At 67.1% G+C, this 15,725-nt stretch carries 10 protein-coding genes; 4 read left to right on the top strand and 6 right to left on the bottom strand.

The annotated features are described in order from the left end of the window. Nucleotides 1-146: 146 nt before the first annotated feature. The 5 genes from ETW24_RS22080 to ETW24_RS22060 all read right to left on the bottom strand — a co-directional run bounded on the left by ETW24_RS22080 (nt 147) and on the right by ETW24_RS22060 (nt 7,877). Nucleotides 147-1,565 (bottom strand): HlyD family type I secretion periplasmic adaptor subunit, encoded by a 1,419-nt coding sequence (locus ETW24_RS22080; protein WP_129373248.1) that lies wholly within the window; start codon nt 1,563-1,565, stop codon nt 147-149. After that, nucleotides 1,562-3,355: a type I secretion system permease/ATPase gene (locus ETW24_RS22075; protein WP_129373247.1), complete on the bottom strand. Its 1,794-nt coding sequence runs from the start codon at nt 3,353-3,355 to the stop codon at nt 1,562-1,564. Before ETW24_RS22075 ends, ETW24_RS22080 begins: the two co-directional genes overlap by 4 nt. Nucleotides 3,356-3,509: 154 nt before the next feature. Then, on the bottom strand, nt 3,510-5,942 hold the full coding sequence (locus ETW24_RS22070) for a calcium-binding protein (protein ID WP_129373246.1): 2,433 nt from the start codon (nt 5,940-5,942) through the stop codon (nt 3,510-3,512). Nucleotides 5,943-6,132: 190 nt separating this feature from the next. Beyond that, a complete protein-coding gene (locus tag ETW24_RS22065) occupies nt 6,133-6,798 on the bottom strand; it encodes a hypothetical protein (RefSeq protein ID WP_129373245.1) in 666 nt (221 codons plus the stop codon). Continuing rightward, entirely contained in the window at nt 6,795-7,877 is a 1,083-nt protein-coding gene (locus ETW24_RS22060) for a helix-turn-helix transcriptional regulator (protein WP_129373244.1), read from the bottom strand. Before ETW24_RS22060 ends, ETW24_RS22065 begins: the two co-directional genes overlap by 4 nt. Nucleotides 7,878-8,566: 689 nt before the next feature. Between ETW24_RS22060 and ETW24_RS22055 the strand changes: the two genes are divergently transcribed. Further along, nucleotides 8,567-9,253: a response regulator transcription factor gene (locus ETW24_RS22055; RefSeq protein WP_164982808.1), complete on the top strand. Its 687-nt coding sequence runs from the start codon at nt 8,567-8,569 to the stop codon at nt 9,251-9,253. A gap of 259 nt (nt 9,254-9,512) precedes the next feature. Here ETW24_RS22055 and ETW24_RS22050 read toward each other — a convergent pair whose 3' ends face one another. Further along, nucleotides 9,513-10,754 carry a glycosyltransferase family 4 protein gene (locus ETW24_RS22050; RefSeq protein WP_129373243.1) on the bottom strand — a complete coding sequence of 414 codons (1,242 nt, stop codon included), beginning with the start codon at nt 10,752-10,754 and terminating at the stop codon, nt 9,513-9,515. A gap of 205 nt (nt 10,755-10,959) precedes the next feature. Between ETW24_RS22050 and ETW24_RS22045 the strand changes: the two genes are divergently transcribed. From ETW24_RS22045 to ETW24_RS25130, 3 genes are all read left to right on the top strand, one after another. Next, the gene (locus ETW24_RS22045) at nt 10,960-12,945 is read left to right on the top strand and encodes a secretin N-terminal domain-containing protein (protein ID WP_237455121.1); all 1,986 of its coding nucleotides are present in this window, start codon (nt 10,960-10,962) and stop codon (nt 12,943-12,945) included. Nucleotides 12,946-13,030: 85 nt separating this feature from the next. Beyond that, the gene (locus tag ETW24_RS22040; protein ID WP_254695782.1) at nt 13,031-14,503 is read left to right on the top strand and encodes a GspE/PulE family protein; all 1,473 of its coding nucleotides are present in this window, start codon (nt 13,031-13,033) and stop codon (nt 14,501-14,503) included. Further along, on the top strand, nt 14,500-15,714 hold the full coding sequence (locus ETW24_RS25130) for a type II secretion system F family protein (protein ID WP_129373241.1): 1,215 nt from the start codon (nt 14,500-14,502) through the stop codon (nt 15,712-15,714). Before ETW24_RS22040 ends, ETW24_RS25130 begins: the two co-directional genes overlap by 4 nt. Nucleotides 15,715-15,725 lie beyond the last annotated feature (11 nt).

Genomic DNA, 15,725 nt, shown 5'->3' with positions numbered 1-15,725 from the left:
GCCGGAGCATGAAGAGCCGGGGCAGGAAGAAACGGGGCAGGCGGCAAACATTAACAGGCCCGCCTCAGCCTTGGCGGCTGAAGCGGGCCCGGACAGGCTGCGGGCCTCCCCCCGGGGCCGCGGCCTTCCGTTCTTGCGGCGCGGCGCTAGCCGCTGCCTTCTTTCAAGGCCTGCGACATGCTGGAGAGCACCGGGCTGATCAGGTAATCGGCCAGCGTCTGGCGGCCGGTTTCGATCATCGCCTGGGCCGGCATGCCGGGCAGGGCCTTCACATTGGGCAGGGCGGCCAGATCCGCCTCGGCAATGCGGATATGCACCGGGTAGTAGGATTCGCCAGTGGCCCGGTCGGTGCTGCTGCCCGCCGCCACCATGACCACTTCGCCGCTGACCGGCGGCGTGCTGCGGAAGCTGTAGGCGGTCAATTGCACCCGTGCCTGGCTGCCCATCGAGACCTCGTCGATATCCGCCACCGCCACCCGGGTTTCCACCAGGAGGCCGGCATCCTCGGGCATCAGCTCCAGGATGGTCTGGCCGGGATCAACCACCTGGCCCAGGGTGTTGATGGAAAGCCCCACCACCCGGCCATCGCGCGGCGCGCGGATGATCTGGCGCTCGGCCACGTCCCTTGCGGCGTCCAGGCGCTGGCGCAGGTCCAGCAGCTGCTCCTGCACGTCCTGGCTTTGCGCCGCCAGCCGCGCGGTCCGGTCGCGCCCGGCCTGCAGCCGCCGCTCTTCGGTCTCGCCGATCCGCTCCAGAACATTGCCGCGGTCGCTTTCCAGCGCGCCAAGGGTGCCCAGAAGGCCGCTTTGCTGCATCTGCCGCTGGCCGATGCGGGTCTTCGGCACCAGGCCTTTTTCAAACAGCGCAGTCAGATCGGCCAGCTCGCCCTGCACCAGCGCCAGCTGTTCTTCGGTGGCGCGGATGCGGGCATCGCGGCCCCCCAGCTGATCCTCAAGCTGGCTGACGCGGCCCGCAAGGATGTCCATCTGGCCCTGGTACAGCGCCCGGTTGGAGGTGAGCAGATCCTGCTGCAGCGCCACCAGCTGCGCCAGTTCCGGCGCCTGGGCGGTGAGCCGGGCCAGCTCCGGTCCCGGCTGCAGCATATCACGGCCTGCGCGTTCCGCCTGCAGCCGCGCCTGCTGCGCCAAGAGGCTGGCCAGCTGGCCGTTCAGGATCGCCAGCTGCGCCTGGATGCGGCGGCCGTCAAGCCGGGCCACCACCTGGCCCTTGGCCACCCGGGTGCCCTCGGCCACATTCAGTTCGCGCAGAATGCCGCCCTCCAGATGCTGCACCGCCAGCCGGTCGCCGGCCACGTTGAAGGCGCCGGAGGCCACCACCGCGCTGGTCAGCTCTGCCTTGGCGGCCCAGAACACCAGCCCGCCGAACAGCCCGAAGCCGCAAACCGCCATCCACAGCACCAGCCGCCGCACCCGGGTCGGCGGGCGCTGCGGCAGCGGCACATCCTGGCGGCTGCCGGCCGGCATCAGGTCGCGGAACCCGCTTGGGGCAGCGCCGCTGCCGGGCTGCGGTGCCGGGCTGCGGTCTTCATGTTCCACCAGGCTCATGCGCTTGTTCCTTTATTTTGCTGGCCACTTTGCGGGCCGTCTTCCCCCTTTTCCGGGCCGTCTTGGGCGTTGCGGTGGCGGAAGGGGGCGATCTTAGGGTCGTCCTGGGCCTGGGCGGCCTGGGCGCGGGCCAGCGGCTGGGCTGCTGCCTCGATCACATGACGGGCCTCGCCGAAGCGGGCGATGCGGCCCTCTTGCAGCAGTGCGGCATGGCTGACCCGGCGCAGCAGGCTGAGCCGGTGGGTCACCGCGACCACCGCGGCGCCGCGGGCGCAGGCTTCCTCAATGGCGGCGGCCAGCGCCTCTTCGCCCTCGGGGTCGAGATTGGCGTTCGGCTCATCCAGGATGATCAGCTTGCGGTCGCCGAAAAAGGCGCGCGCAAGACCGATGCGCTGGCGCTGGCCTGCCGACAGGAACTCGCCGCGCGGGCCGACCTCGGCGTTGTAGCCGCCGGGCAGGGACAGGATCATCCCGTGCACCTGCGCCAGCTTGGCCGCTGCCACCACATCCGACGGCCTGGCCGCAGGGTCGAGGAGGGCGATGTTTTCCGCCACCGTGCCCTGGAACAGCTCGACCCGCTGCGGCAGGAAGCCGATATGCTGGCCGATCTGCGCCGGATCCCAATCGGTGAGCGCGGCATCGTCAATGCGGATATGGCCGCGCACCAGCGGCTGCAAGCCTGCCAGCGCATGGGCCAATGTGGTCTTGCCGGCACCCGAGGGGCCAATGAGGCCCAGTGACTGGCCCGGCTTCAGCTCCAGCGTGATGTCCAAAAGCAGCGGATCGGGCCGCCCCGGCAACACCACGGTGGCGTTTTCCACCGACAGCCGGCCTTCGGGTTCGGGCAGGGTCAGCCGTTCCGGCGCGGCGCCCAGATGGGCGAGGAACATGTTCAGCCGCCCATGCGCGCTGCGTGCCTTCAGAAAGCCGCGCCAGCCGGCAATCGACTGTTCCACCGGTGCTGCGGCACGGCCCAAGAGGATCGAGGAGGCAATCATCAGCCCCGGTGTCAGCTGGTTGTTGATCACCAGCACCACGCCGGTGCCCAGAACCGCGATCTGCAGCCCCATCCGCACCGCCTTGGCCAGCGAGGTCATCAGCGCCATCCGGTCGGTGGCCAAGGTGTTGAACACCAGCGCCGAGAACGCCTTGAGCTGCCAGCGCTTGATCAGCGGCGCGGTCTTGCCCATGGCATGGATGAGGCCGGCATTGGCCATCATCTCACCCACTGCGGCATTGGTCTCAGAGGCCTGTTTGCCGGCCTCCTCCAAGGGTTTGCGGGCCATTACTTCGCTGAGCAGGCCCAGAATGAACAGCAGCGCGATACCGGTCAGCGCCACCAGGCCCAGGATCGGGCTGAACATGAAGATCAGAGCCAGGAAAATCACCGACCAGGGCGCGTCCAAGAGCGCCAGGAACACCGGGCTGGTGACAAAGCCGCGCAGCTCCTGAATGTCGCGGATCGGTTCAGCTGTGCGCAGCGCAGGCGGCATCCGGCCGCTGATCATGCCGTCCAGCACCAGCGGGCTGAGCCGCGCCTCAAGCCGGGAGCCAAGCCGCGCCACCAGGCGCTGGCGGATCATGTCAAAGAGAAAAAAGAACACCAGCGCAATGGCTGCGCCGGTGGTCAAAGCAATCAAGGTTGGAATGCTGCCCGAGGCCATGACCCGGGCAAACAGTTGCAGCATATAAAGCGGCGCTGTCAGGACAAGGAGGTTTACAAAAATGCTTGCCGTGAAAATGGCGGCAAGCACGCCCCGCTGACCATCAAATACCCGTCTTATCTTCATTGTCGTAGCCCCCCGGCTGCACGAATTGAAGCTATAAAATCTGGAGAACAGCGCCCTGGTCCAAGGATGCAATCCTTGGCCGGGGACCAAATCGCTGTCCTGAACCAGGGCTGGGCGGGCCCGGGGTTGCCCCCGGATCCGCCGTTCCTAAGGCTCAGACGGCTGTGGGACCCCAAATGTTGTCGTAGCTGTCGTCAAAGCCGGTGTCAGAGGTCAGCACCCGGATCGCTTCATAGGAGCCCGCATCACCGGTGGTCACCGCGTTGATGCCGACGCCGCCGATCGGGATGGCGTCCTGTCCCAGCGAGGTGAACGGTGCCTCGTTGCCGGTCAGGCCGAGGATGTTCACCGTGGCGCCGCCAGCGCTGATGCTGGTGTCGGTACCGTCGTCGGTCACGGTGGCACCGCCGCCGTCCAGGGCGCCGAAGGCATCCTGCGCCGAGGTGCCAAGGCCGCCGCCCACATTGGTGACACGGAACAGAAGCACGTCGTGGTCCTGGTCGATGTCGAAGTCGTGGATGGTGTCGGTGCCATCCATGGAGGCAAAGGTAGCGCCATCCCAGGTCAGGTCGATGATAAAGACATCCTTGCCGTCGCCGCCGGTCAGGTCGTCATCGCCAGCGCCGCCTTTCAGGAAGTCGTTGTAATCGCCCTTGCCGCCGAACAGCCGGTCATCGCCCTCGCCGCCGTCAAGGAAGTCAGCCCCCTTGCCGCCATTGAGCAGATCGTTGCCGTTCTCGCCAAAGAGGCAGTCACGGTCGCTTCCGCCGCCCAGGGTGTCTTTGCCCTCGCCGCCCTGCAGCACATCCTTGCCGGAGCCGCCGATGACCCTGTCGTTGCCGTCATTGCCGTCAAGGAAGTCGTCACCGTCGTTGCCTTTGATGGTGTCATTGCCGTCGCCGCCATGGGCCACGTCATTGCCGGTGCCGCCATAGATCTTGTCGTCGCCGTCATTGCCATAAAGGAAGTCGTCGCCGCTATCGCCAAAGATCTTGTCGTCGCCGTCACCGCCCCAGGCTTTGTCGGAATCGTCGCCGCCTTTGATGGTGTCATTGCCGTCATCGCCATAAAGCCGGTCATGGCCGGCATTACCGAGGACCCAGTCGTCGCCGTCGTTGCCGTGCAGCAGATCGCCGCCCTTGCCGCCGTAGAGACGGTCATTGCCGTCGCCGCCATAGCCGTAGTCGGCACCGCGGCCGCCGACGATGACGTCATTGCCGCCTTCACCGAACATGGTGTCGTTGCCGGAACCGCCGCGGATGCGGTCATTGCCGTCTTCACCGCCGTCTCTCGGGGTGTAGCATTCCGGGGAAGCGACTTCTTTCAGCCCGTCGCCTTCATGGCCCTGCGAGGCCTGGGTCGGCACTTCGTCCTCGTCGCAGCAGTCCCAGTCGATCTTGTAGCCTTTGACATCGGCGCCGAGATTTTTGCCGCGGTCGCCGAAAATCAGGTCGCCCTGGGCGCCGCCTTCCAGCACGTCGTTGTTGGAGCCGCCGCGCATGGTGTCGTGGCCGGCACCGCCGTTGACGTCATCGCGGCCTGCGCCGCCATCCATCAGGTCATTGCCGCGGCCGCCCTGCATCAGGTCGTCGTCGTCTTCACCGAACATGGTGTCGTCGCCGCCCTGGCCGTCCATGGTGTCGTTGCCGTCACCGCCCAGCATGCAGTCGTCGCCATCGACCTGCTCGTCCTTGTTGCCGGTGCCGTTGTCGGCGCCGAAATCAAGATCGTCGTTCTGCGACTGGCGTTCGTCGCCGAACATCTCGTCGTTGCCGGAGCCGCCGATCACCAGGTCGTCGCCGAGGCCGCCTGACATGCGGTCGTCGCCGCCCTGGCCGTTCATCCGGTCGTCGCCGTCGCGGCCGTACATGGTGTCATGGCCGTCCTGGGCGGTTTCGCCGGACTGGCCCATGTCGCCCCACATCCAGTCGTCGCCGCCTTCGCCGTCGATGCAATCGTCGCCGAGCTCACCGTAAAGGTAGTCGCCGGCATCGCCGTCGGAAGCGCTGTAGTTGCCATCGGCGTCGTCGCCGAAGATGTGGTCGTCGCCCTTGCCGCCGAAGACGCTGTCGGTGTCCTCGCCGCCCAGCAGGGTGTCATTGCCGGTTTCGCCGTCGATGTAATCCCAGCCTTCTTCACCGTCGATCCAGTCGTCGCCGTCGTCGATGTATTTCTTGCCGTAGATCGGCACCTGGTATTCTTCCCAAGTGTCCGGGTTGACCTTGGTCTCATAGCCGGTGATCACCTGCACGTAATGGCCCTTGCCGTCGGCATTGCCGCCGAACAGGGTGTCATTGCCGGTGCCGCCTTCGATCAGGTCGTCGCCATCCTGGCCTTCGACATAGTCCTGGCCTTTTTCGCCGTCGATGCGGTTGTTGCGCTCATTGCCGTAGACCGCGTCATCGCCGGCGCCGGCGCGGGCATTGTCGCCGGCATCGTGGTCGTTCAGGTTGATCACATTGCCGTCGGTGCCGCCGATTTCGGTGGTGCCGTCATTGTAGTCCGGGTCGGTTTTCTTGTCGCTGAACCGGATGTCGCATTCCGGATTGCAGACTTCCCAGTCGGGGGTTCTGTCTTTGATACCCATGGTAAACGTCCTCCTCATTAAAACTATGCGGGGCAGGGCAGCAGCTGCTGCCCGGGGTCAGTGCCCCTGCGCCGGGTCTGCTGCGGCTGCAGCAGCGGCGGCGCGGGAAAGGCGTGATGCTGCCTTCTGAGTGTATTGCAGCGCAAAGCCAGGCTCTGCGATGCCCCCAAATGGGGACTAAATCAGTGATTTAGCCGATCATTTCCAGCCAGCCGCCCAACGCGCCCCCCAGCCAGCCGTCCACGATCTGCGCCGCCGCTGCCGCGGCCTCTTGCAGCGGTGTGTGCCACCAGGCGCCGGCCGCCAGCGCCGCCGCCGCCAGAAGCGCTGCCGCCAGCCTCCCGCGCCAGCGGCGGCGCGGCTGCGGCGCCGTTTGTGCCAGCGCCTCGGCCAGCGCCGATTTCAGCACCGGTTCAAACTCGATCCTGAGCGCGCCTTCCATCCGGTTCACCGCATCCTCCAGCTGGTCGATACGGGCGCTCAGCGCGGCGCGGTCGGCGGCGGCCTTTTGCGCCGCTTGCGCGCCCAGCCCCTCGTTCAAAGTGGTGAACATCTCGGCGATGCGCTTGTGCAGGGCCACCAGATCCGCCTGTGCGGCCAGCGGCGCGCCGTCGGGCCCGCCCTGGCGCAGGGCGGCGGCAATCTGTGCCAGCACTGCCGCACTCAGCCGCGGCGGCTGGGCCGGCTTGCCAGCAGTGTCCGGCCCGGCTTGCTCTGCTTTGGCCTGTTCCGGGGCCTGTTCCGGTTCGGCCTGTTGCGCTGCGGGCCGGTCCTGTTCCTGCGCGGCGGCGGGGCGGGGGCTGCCGGCCGGGGCGGGCGGCCCCTGCACGGGTGCGTCAAGCGTCAGCTTGTTCATGACGCTCTCCCCAATGAGGCCTGCCAGGTCAGCCGCTGCGCCATCTCGGCGCGGCCCGCCGATTGCAGCTTGGCCAGCACCCGCTTGGCATAGGTGTTGAAAGTCTGTTCCTTAAGGCCTGCGATATGCGCCGCCTCGCGGTTGCTGAGCCCCAGCTGGATCAGCGCCGCCACCCGCGCCTCGGAGGGCGACAGCCCCATTTTCTGGGCCAGCATTTCGATCCGGGTGCGGTCGGGCTGGCGCGGCAGGATCGCCACCACCAGCGGCATGTCGGCGCCGGCGCAGCGGTAGCGGGTCAGCGACACCGGCAGCCGCATGCCGCTGTCGCGCTCCTCCAGGAACAGGATCAGCTCGCGCGGGTGCTGGCCTGAACTGCCGCCGCCGCGCTGGCTGCGGGCGCATTCGGCCACCGCCGCATAAAACCCCGCGGTCTCGCCCGGGCTGGCGCAGCTGAGGCGGCCGCTGCCGTCGCTGAGCAGAGCACCGCCATCCAGCATGTCGCGCCCCGATTCATTGCAATGCAGCAGCGTGCCTTCGCCATCCAGCACCAGCACCGCACTGTCGGTTTTCTTGGAAATGGTCCACAGCAGCGCGCTGGTCACCGCCGCCTGGGTCTCGCCCGCCAGCTCGCGCAGACTGTCCTCGCGCAGCACCGGCCAGATCGCCTGCAGGATGTCGCTGCAATGGGCGTCATGCGGGCCGCCTTCCAGTTTCAGCGCGATCAGATCCTCGCTGCCATCCTCAAAGCTGCAGGAAAACAGGGTCCAGCCGCGGCCCGCAGCGAGATCCGCCGCCAGCTCCGGGTCCGGCAGCCGCGCCGCCAGGGCCTGGGCTGCGGGCCCGCCTGCGCGCCGGGGCCGGAAGCCGTTGGCGGCCCCCGGCTGCAACTGGCGCCGCAGCGCCGCCGCGGCGGTGTCCGGGCAGGGTTCGCCCAGGCCTGCGGCGCTGGTCAGAACCGGGGCGCTGCGATGCCCCGGCTGCACCAGGGCCAGCCGTGCCAGAGAAGAGATTTGCCTTTGAAGTGACTTGGAAAACAATACCTTGCCCGTTTGCGCAACGGACGCACTCAACATAACCATGTTGCCCCCCGGCATGACATAATGAATGTCCTGAAGGTAGCACGCCGGCCGCTGTGTCAAACCGGGCAGAGGGGGTACGCCAAAGGCCGGAACGATGGCGGGCAGGGCCGGGCGGCGGCTGCAGAATACCACCAAGGGGGTAGCTTTTTGCGGTGGAAGAGGTCGATTCGAGTAACCAAGGGTTGTTTTGATTGTGGAAAAAATTCTCTTAAATTGTGAATTCTACCTTGGAAACACATCGTTTCCCCATTGGGGACACTGCCAATGGCGTAAGGGGGTTTTGGCAGAAGCTGTGGAAAAACAAGATTATAAGGCGGATTTCGCCGCCACCGCCGCCACGGCCCCGCCGGAAAGCACTGTACCGGGAGGGGAAGTTTCTTAACAAATTCGGCTGGTTTCGCTAGGGTTTATCCACAGCAATGCGCATCAGAAGTGTTTGGACGCCCGTCTGCGCAGCCCGGCCCAAGAGGTTTTTTGCGGGCATGTTCTGTTTTTATCACGATCCGGAAACGGCGGCGCACAGCGCCGCCGGGGCCAAGTGGGCAGCAGGCGGGCGGACTGTGTTCCAGGGAGCGGCAGCGCATCGCAATAAGGGCCGTCTGCGGGGGCAGGCAGCCATAAACGCGCGCTCCTGGAGGGACGGGGCCGGATGAAGATCCGGCTGGTGTTACGAGTAAAGGAGTTTAATGATGCCTGTCCATATTGTGGGGGAAAGCAGGCTTCTCAGGGACATGTTTCTGGCCATCTGTGAAGCACATGACTATGAGACCGGGCACTGCTGCGGCAGCCTGGCGGATTTGCCGCCGCTGCCGGCAAAAGACCTGGTTCTGTTCTACAGCCATAGCGCCGGGGAGGCGCTGGAGGCGGAGCTGCGGGCCTTCCGCGCCCATAAAGGCGGGGCCTATCTGATCCTGATCACCGGCGATCAATGCCCGCCTGAGGTCCAGGCGGAGCTGAGCCAATATGCCGAGGCGGTGATACCGGAACGCAAATCGGCCGATGCGCTGATTGCGGCGCTGCAGGTGGTGCAGGACGGCTACCGGATTGTGCTGCCCGGGGCAGAAGCAGGAGAGGCTGCCGCCCGGATGACGGTGCAGCCGCGGCGCAACGGGTCCGCTAACGGGTTCAATAACGGGCCTGATAGCGGGCCTGATACCGGCCATGGCCTGTCGGACCGCGAACAGCTGATCCTGGCCAAGCTCACCGAGGGCGCCACCAACAAGAGCATCGCCAATGAGCTGGGCATCTGCGAGGCCACGGTGAAAGTGCATCTGCGCACCTGTTTCCGCAAGATCGGCGCCAAGAACCGCACCCAGGCCGCACTTTGGGCCTCGGAGAAACTGCCGCCGCAGGCACCGGACCTGCGCCGCCACTGACGGCGGCAGGCGGCACCGCCCCGGGCGGGCGCAAAAGTTTTCAAAAACTTTTGCCAAGACTTTTCGAAAAGCCTTGGGGGCCGCTCAGTCGCGCCGGTTGGGCTAAGCAGGCCGGAAGCGGCCGTATTAGAGCCTGTTTTCATGCCTCCGGCTGCGGTTTCATGGTCTGCGCCTGCAGCTCAGGCTTTATGCGCCCGGCCTGCGGCTGGATTTTGATCTGCCGTGCCTCCGGCACAGGTTTGCTTCTCCGTGCCTCCGGCTAGACCTTGATTCTCCGTGCCTCCGGCACGAGCGCATTGATCCGGGCGATATGCTCCGGCAGGCAGCGGGTCAGAAAATCATACTTCTCCACCACATGGGCGCGGGCCGCCGGGCCGATATGGGCATAATCCGCGGGGCTGGCCAGCACGTCCGCCACCTGATCGGCGAGCTTTTCGGGCGAGAAGAAATCCACCAGCAGGCCGGTCTCGCCATGGGTGATCGCCTCGCGCACCGGGTCGACATCCGCCGCCACCACCGTGGCCTGCATCGCCATCGATTCCAGCAAGGACCAGCTGAGCACAAAGGGCATCGTCAGATAGATATGGCAGCGGCTGATCTGGATGATCCGGGTGAGGTCGTCATAGGGAACCTTGCCGAGGAAATGCACCCGGCTCCAGTCGACGCTATCGCCCAGCTCGTCCTCCATCTCGCCGCGCAGGCCGCCGGGGTGTTTGCTTTCGGCGCCATATGAGGTGTCATTGCCGCCGATCATCAGCACCCGCGCATTGGGGCGCTGCGCCTGGATCCGCGGCAGCGCCCGCATCATGACGTGAAAGCCGCGGGCGCGCTCCATGTTGCGGGCAATATATGTCACCACCTCGTCTTCGCGGCTGAGCGGGCGCTCCAGCCGCCCCAGGCCAACCGTGGCCTCCGGGTCCGGTCCCAGCTTGTCGGTGCGGATGCCGTCATGGCACAGATACATCCGGTCGTGGAAACTGGCCGGGAAGCGGTCGCGCTGCCAGGCAGTGGGCACATGGCCCTGATCAACCAGTTCGATGCTGGCATAAGGCACCGTGTTGCGGGCCTCGGCAAAGAAATAGGCCTGGTCGTTGGCCGGATTTTCCGGATCAAAACCCACCAGCCCGCCGGAGGTTCGGTAGAAATACTCAAAAAATCCGATGACGGGCACATCCGGGTAGGCGTCCTTGATGAACAGCAATTCGCCCCAGCCGGTGTGGCCGAGGATGATGTCGGGGGTGAACCCCGCATCGCGCAGCTGCCGCGCCGCCAGCGCCGCGCCCAGACCGGCGCCCGCTGCCGCCTCCCAGTCCTTGGAAAGGCCGAAGGCATCCTTGGCGGGACTGCGGAAGGGTTTGTAGGTGACGGTTCTGATCCCCTTCAGCTGCACGTCCTTGCGCTGGGTGAGGAAGACAATTTCATGGCCGCCTTGCGCCGCCAGCCAGGGCGCAAGCTCCCGGTACTGGCCGGGCATGTTCTGATGCACAAACAGGATTTTCATGAGTGTATGCTTGCCGTTCCCTGCCGCCGGATGCAAGTGCAGGCTGCAGGGAACGGCACGCTGCGGCAGCGGTGGAGATGCGGCAGGCCTGCCGCCGCAAAACGCATAGAAACCTGTGTGTTTCGCTGCTGCTTGCCTTATGGTACGCCAGAACAGGCAGGGCGGCCGCCGGGATAGCGGCGGCGCAGAACCAGAGAGCGGGCCAATGATATACCAGGCACAGATGCGGCAGGCCGCAGCAGGGCTGATTTTGCGGGGGGCGGCCTCTGTGCGGGCGATGATGCTGCTGCTGTTTCTGGCCGCCTGGCCCGGCGGGCCTGCGGCAGCGCAGGTGACGCTGGATCTGCGCGATGCGGATCTGCGCAATTTTGTCGAGATTGTCTCGGAGGCCACCGGCCGCAGCTTTGTGCTGGACGGCAATGCGCGCGGCACGGTGACGGTGCTGGCACCGGACCAGATGTCGCCGGAGGATCTGTATGAGGTGTTCCTGGCGGTGCTGGAGCTGAACCGGCTGACCCTCATCGAAGGGGCGGGGGCTGACCGGATTGTGCCGATGAATGCAGCGCGGGAGCTGGCTTCGGGCGGCGGCGCGGGGCTGCCGGGGGGCTTTGAGACGCGGGTGATCCCGGTGCGCGAGATCCCGCTGCAGGAGGTGATCGAGGTGGTGCGCCCGCTGTTGCCGGCCGAGGCGGTGATGACGGCGGTGCCGGGGTCGAACCGGCTGATCCTGTCGGACCGCAGGGCCAATCTGGAACGGATCGCGCGGCTGATCGAAAGCCTGGACAAGCCGCGCAAACAGACGCCGGTTGAAATTATCCGGCTGCAGAACGCGGCGGCGGCGGATGTGATGCAGGTGGTGCAGGCGATGCAGATCCTGCCGGAGGATGCGGCGATCAGCGTCGACCGGCGTTCCAATGCGCTGGTGGTCTCCGGCTCCGAGGCGCTGCGCCACCGGGTGCGGGTGCTGGCTGCCGAGCTTGATACCCAGCGCGACCGGGTGGTGGCGCGCAGCATCGGGCTGAACTATGCCGATGCGGCGGCGATTGCCGATGTGGTGATGCGCACGCTGAATGACAGCGGCGACACGACAGGCCGCACACCGGTCCGCATTGTGCCCGAGCCGCAGACCAATACGCTGCTGGTCTCGGCGCCGCAGGACCGGATTGATGAGATCGTGCAGATGGTGCGCTATCTGGACCGCCGCCCCACCCAGGTGCTGGTGGAGGCGGTGATCTTTGAGATGTCGGTGCAGGGGCTGTCGGATCTGTCGGTGCAATTCGGCGCGGTGCTGAATGATGCGCTGGTGGGCGGGGTGCAGTTCACCCTGCCGGGGCGCAGCAGCCTGATCAATTTGATTTCCACCGCCCGCAGCGGCGCGGCGCCGGAGGTTGGCGCCGCCGGCGTCATCGGCGCCGCCCGGCTGAAGGACGGCGACGGCATTGCCGGGCTGCTCACCGCCATTACCACGGTGAATTCCACCCGGCTGCTGTCAACGCCGTCGATCCTGACCCTGAACAATCAGGAGGCCGAGATCGTGGTGGCGCAGAATGTGCCTTTTGTCACCGGCAGCTTCTCCACCGTGAGCGGCAGTGCGGTGGAAAACCCGTTCCAGACCATCGAGCGCCAGGATGTCGGCCTGACCCTGAATGTCACGCCGCAGATCAATGCCGACCGCACCGTGCGGCTGCTGATCAAGCAGGAGGTGTCCAACCTGACCAATGCCACCGCGTCCTCGGGCGGCGAGATCACCTCGCGGCGGTCGCTGTCGACCACTGCGCTGGTCAGCGACGGGGCGGTGATCATGCTGGGGGGCTTGCTGGAGAACGGTTCGGGCGCGGTTGACCAGCGGGTGCCGGGCCTGTCGAAACTGCCGCTGCTGGGCGGGCTGTTCCGCGGCAAGAATGCCACCGGCGACCAGCGGGTGCTGCTGGTGCTCCTGCGGCCGCAGGTGGTGGCCACGGATGCCGAGGCACGGCGGATCACCCGCCAGCTGTCGCGCAAGGCGCAGAACGCCAGCGCCGCCATCGCGCCGCTGGACGACGGCCGGTTCCCGCAAACCCGGGTCGGCGCGCTGCCGTTTGACGGCGCCGATCTGAACCAGCCCTTTGATGCCGGATTCATTGATGACGTTGCTCAACGCCGAAACTATCCCCCGCTCCCCAGCCGCCTCCGTTTCAACGGCCAGAACTGAGACCGGAACTGAGACTGGGCCAGAGAACAGGCCTGAGACCGGGCCTGAGACCGGGGGCCGGTCCGGAACGGCGCCTGCGCCGCGGTTGCCTTTTGCCTTTGCCCGCGACCAGCAGGTGCTGCTGGAGACGGTCCCGGCCGGCATCCGCCTGCTGGCCGGACCCGGCGCCACCCAGACGGGCCTGCGCGAGGCGCAGCGGCAGCTGGGGGCCGGCACCCGGCTGGAGGCGGTGGAGCAGCTGGACCGGACCGGGTTTGAGGCAGCACTGGCCCGCATCTATCAGGACGGCCCGGCCGGGGCAGAGGCGGAACAGGCCGGCGCGGATCTCAGCTTTGATCTTGAGGAGGCTGCCTTTGCCCGCCGCCAGCGCGACCTCTTGGATGAGCCGGGCGACGCGCCGGTGATCCAGCTGGTGAACCAGCTGCTGCGCCGGGCGGTGCAAAGCGGTGCCTCGGATCTGCATATCGAGCCGCATGAGGCAGGGCTAAGGGTCAGGATGCGCATCGACGGGGTGCTGCAAGCGGTGCTGGACCGCGGCGATGTGCCGGTGCGGCGGGTGGTGTCGCGGCTTAAGGTGATGGCGGGTCTGGACATTGCCGAGACCCGGCTGCCGCAGGACGGCCGCATCCCGCTGTCGCTGGGCGGGCGGGTGATCGACACCAGGGTAAGCTCTCTGCCCGGCCAGTACGGCGAACGCATCGTGCTGCGGATCCTGGACCGTTCCAGCGGTCTGCTGCCGCTGGACGGCCTGGGGCTGAATGCAGGCCAGCAGGCGCTGCTGCAGCGGCTGGCGGGGTTTCCGAACGGCATCATCCTGGCCACCGGGCCGACCGGGGCGGGCAAGACGACGACGCTGTATTCGCTGCTGCAGCTGGCGGACCGGGCGTCGCGCAATATTGTCACCGTCGAGGACCCGGTGGAATACGATCTGCCGGGGATTTCGCAAAGCCAGATCAACGCGGGCATCGGCATGAGCTTTGCCGCAGGCCTGCGCGCCACCCTGCGCCAGGACCCGGATGTGATCCTGGTGGGCGAGATCCGGGATGCCGAGACCGCCTCGACCGCGGCGCAGGCGGCGCTGACCGGGCATCTGGTGTTCTCCTCGCTGCATGCCAACAGCACCGCCGGCGCGGTGGTGCGGCTGCGCGATCTGGGGACGGATAATTTCCTGATTGCCGCCACTTTGCGCGGGGTGATCGCGCAGCGGCTGTTGCGGCGGCTGTGCCAGGACTGCCGCCGCCCGGCCCCGGTTGGGGAACAGGCGGCAGCCCTGTTTGCCCGCTGCGGGCTGGCGGCGCCGGCGCGGCTTTATCAGGCGGGAAACGGCAGCTGCGCCTCCTGCGGCGGCAGCGGCCATGCCGGGCGGCTGGGGATTTTTGAAATCGCCGAAGTGGATGAGGCGCTGCGCAATGCCATTGACGCAGGCGCCGGCGAGACGGCGTTGCGCGATCTTGCCTTGCGGCCGCAGGACAGCCTGGCCGGGCAGGGGCTGACGGCTGCTGCTGCCGGGCTGGTCAGCCTGGAGGAAACCCTGCGGGTCGCCGGGGACAACACATGAAGGCCTATGCCTATACCGCCTACACCAGCGCCGGCCGCAAACGGCGCGGCACCGTGGTGGCGGAAACCGAAGCAGATGCCGCCGCCCAGCTGGCGGCGCAGGATCTGTTTCCCGCAGATCTCTCTGAGGCGCGCCGCCGCGGGTCCAACAGAGCGGCCAGCCGCTGGCGCCAGCGCCGCCTGATCCCGGATCTGCAGGCGGTTTTCACCCGCCAGATGGCGGTGATGCTGGCGGCTGAACTGCCGGTGGATGAAGCGCTCGAGGCGGTGCGCGCGGGCGGCCATCCGGCGCTGGATGCAATGGCGGCGCAGGCGCGGGCGGCTTTGCTGGACGGGGCGGCGCTGTCGGAGGCGCTGGCGGATGCGGGTGCGGGGTTTCCGCCCTTTTACCTGGCCGCTCTCAGGGCCGGCGAGGAGGCCGGCGAGCTGGCGGCGGTGTTTGACGGGCTGGCTGCGCATCTGGAGCAGCAGAACACCGGGCGCGCCCAGATTGCCACCGCGCTGGTCTATCCGGGGTTTGTGGCCGCGGTCTCGGTTCTGGTCTGCGGTATTCTGATGACCAGCGTGGCGCCCGAAATCGTGGCGATGTTTGAAATGACCGGCCGGCCGCTGCCGCCGCTGACGGCGGCGGTGCTGGCGGTCTCGGACTTTCTGAGGGATCAGGCGGCGGTGCTGATGGTGCTGGCCGCTGCCCTGGCGGTTTTTCTGGCGGCGGTGCCGCGGGTGCCGCGCCTGCGCCACCTGCGGGACCGGATCCTGTTGCGGCTGCCGGTGCTGGGGCGGCTGGCACGGCTGGGCGAGGCGGTGCAGTATATGCGCACCCTGGCGCTGGTTCTGGGCTCGCGCCATGCGGTGCTGAGTGCTGCCTCCAGTGCCGCCGGAGTGCTGGAGATCGCCCGGTTCCAGGACGAGGCCGGCGCCGTGGCCGCGGCGGTGCGCCAGGGCGAAAGCCTGTCAGCGGCGCTGGGGCGGCTCAGCTTTCTGCCGCCGGTGGCGCGGCAGCTGATCAGTGCGGGCGAAGTCTCGGTGCAGCTGGCCCGGATGACCGGGCGGGCCGCCGATCTGACCGAACACCGGCTGCAGACCGAGCGCAAGCGCATCGCTGCCCTGCTGGAACCGGTGCTGATGATGCTGGTGGGCGGGCTGGTGCTGGTGATTGTGCTGGCGGTGCTGTTGCCGGTCTTTGATCTGCAGGCGGCGATTGCGGGCTGAGGCGGGGTAAC

This window comes from Leisingera sp. NJS204 (assembly GCF_004123675.1).
Classification (GTDB): domain Bacteria; phylum Pseudomonadota; class Alphaproteobacteria; order Rhodobacterales; family Rhodobacteraceae; genus Leisingera.
The sequence above is the reverse complement of the archived record's forward strand: the minus strand, read 5'-3'. Positions and strand labels throughout refer to the sequence as shown.

Coding starts and splice junctions, on each gene's coding strand:
- ETW24_RS22080 (WP_129373248.1), bottom strand. CDS start 1,565: ATGAGCCTGGTGGAACATGAAGACCGCAGCCCGGCACCGCAGCCCGGC.
- ETW24_RS22075 (WP_129373247.1), bottom strand. CDS start 3,355: ATGAAGATAAGACGGGTATTTGATGGTCAGCGGGGCGTGCTTGCCGCC.
- ETW24_RS22070 (WP_129373246.1), bottom strand. CDS start 5,942: ATGGGTATCAAAGACAGAACCCCCGACTGGGAAGTCTGCAATCCGGAA.
- ETW24_RS22065 (WP_129373245.1), bottom strand. CDS start 6,798: ATGAACAAGCTGACGCTTGACGCACCCGTGCAGGGGCCGCCCGCCCCG.
- ETW24_RS22060 (WP_129373244.1), bottom strand. CDS start 7,877: ATGGTTATGTTGAGTGCGTCCGTTGCGCAAACGGGCAAGGTATTGTTT.
- ETW24_RS22055 (WP_164982808.1), top strand. CDS start 8,567: ATGCCTGTCCATATTGTGGGGGAAAGCAGGCTTCTCAGGGACATGTTT.
- ETW24_RS22050 (WP_129373243.1), bottom strand. CDS start 10,754: ATGAAAATCCTGTTTGTGCATCAGAACATGCCCGGCCAGTACCGGGAG.
- ETW24_RS22045 (WP_237455121.1), top strand. CDS start 10,960: ATGATATACCAGGCACAGATGCGGCAGGCCGCAGCAGGGCTGATTTTG.
- ETW24_RS25130 (WP_129373241.1), top strand. CDS start 14,500: ATGAAGGCCTATGCCTATACCGCCTACACCAGCGCCGGCCGCAAACGG.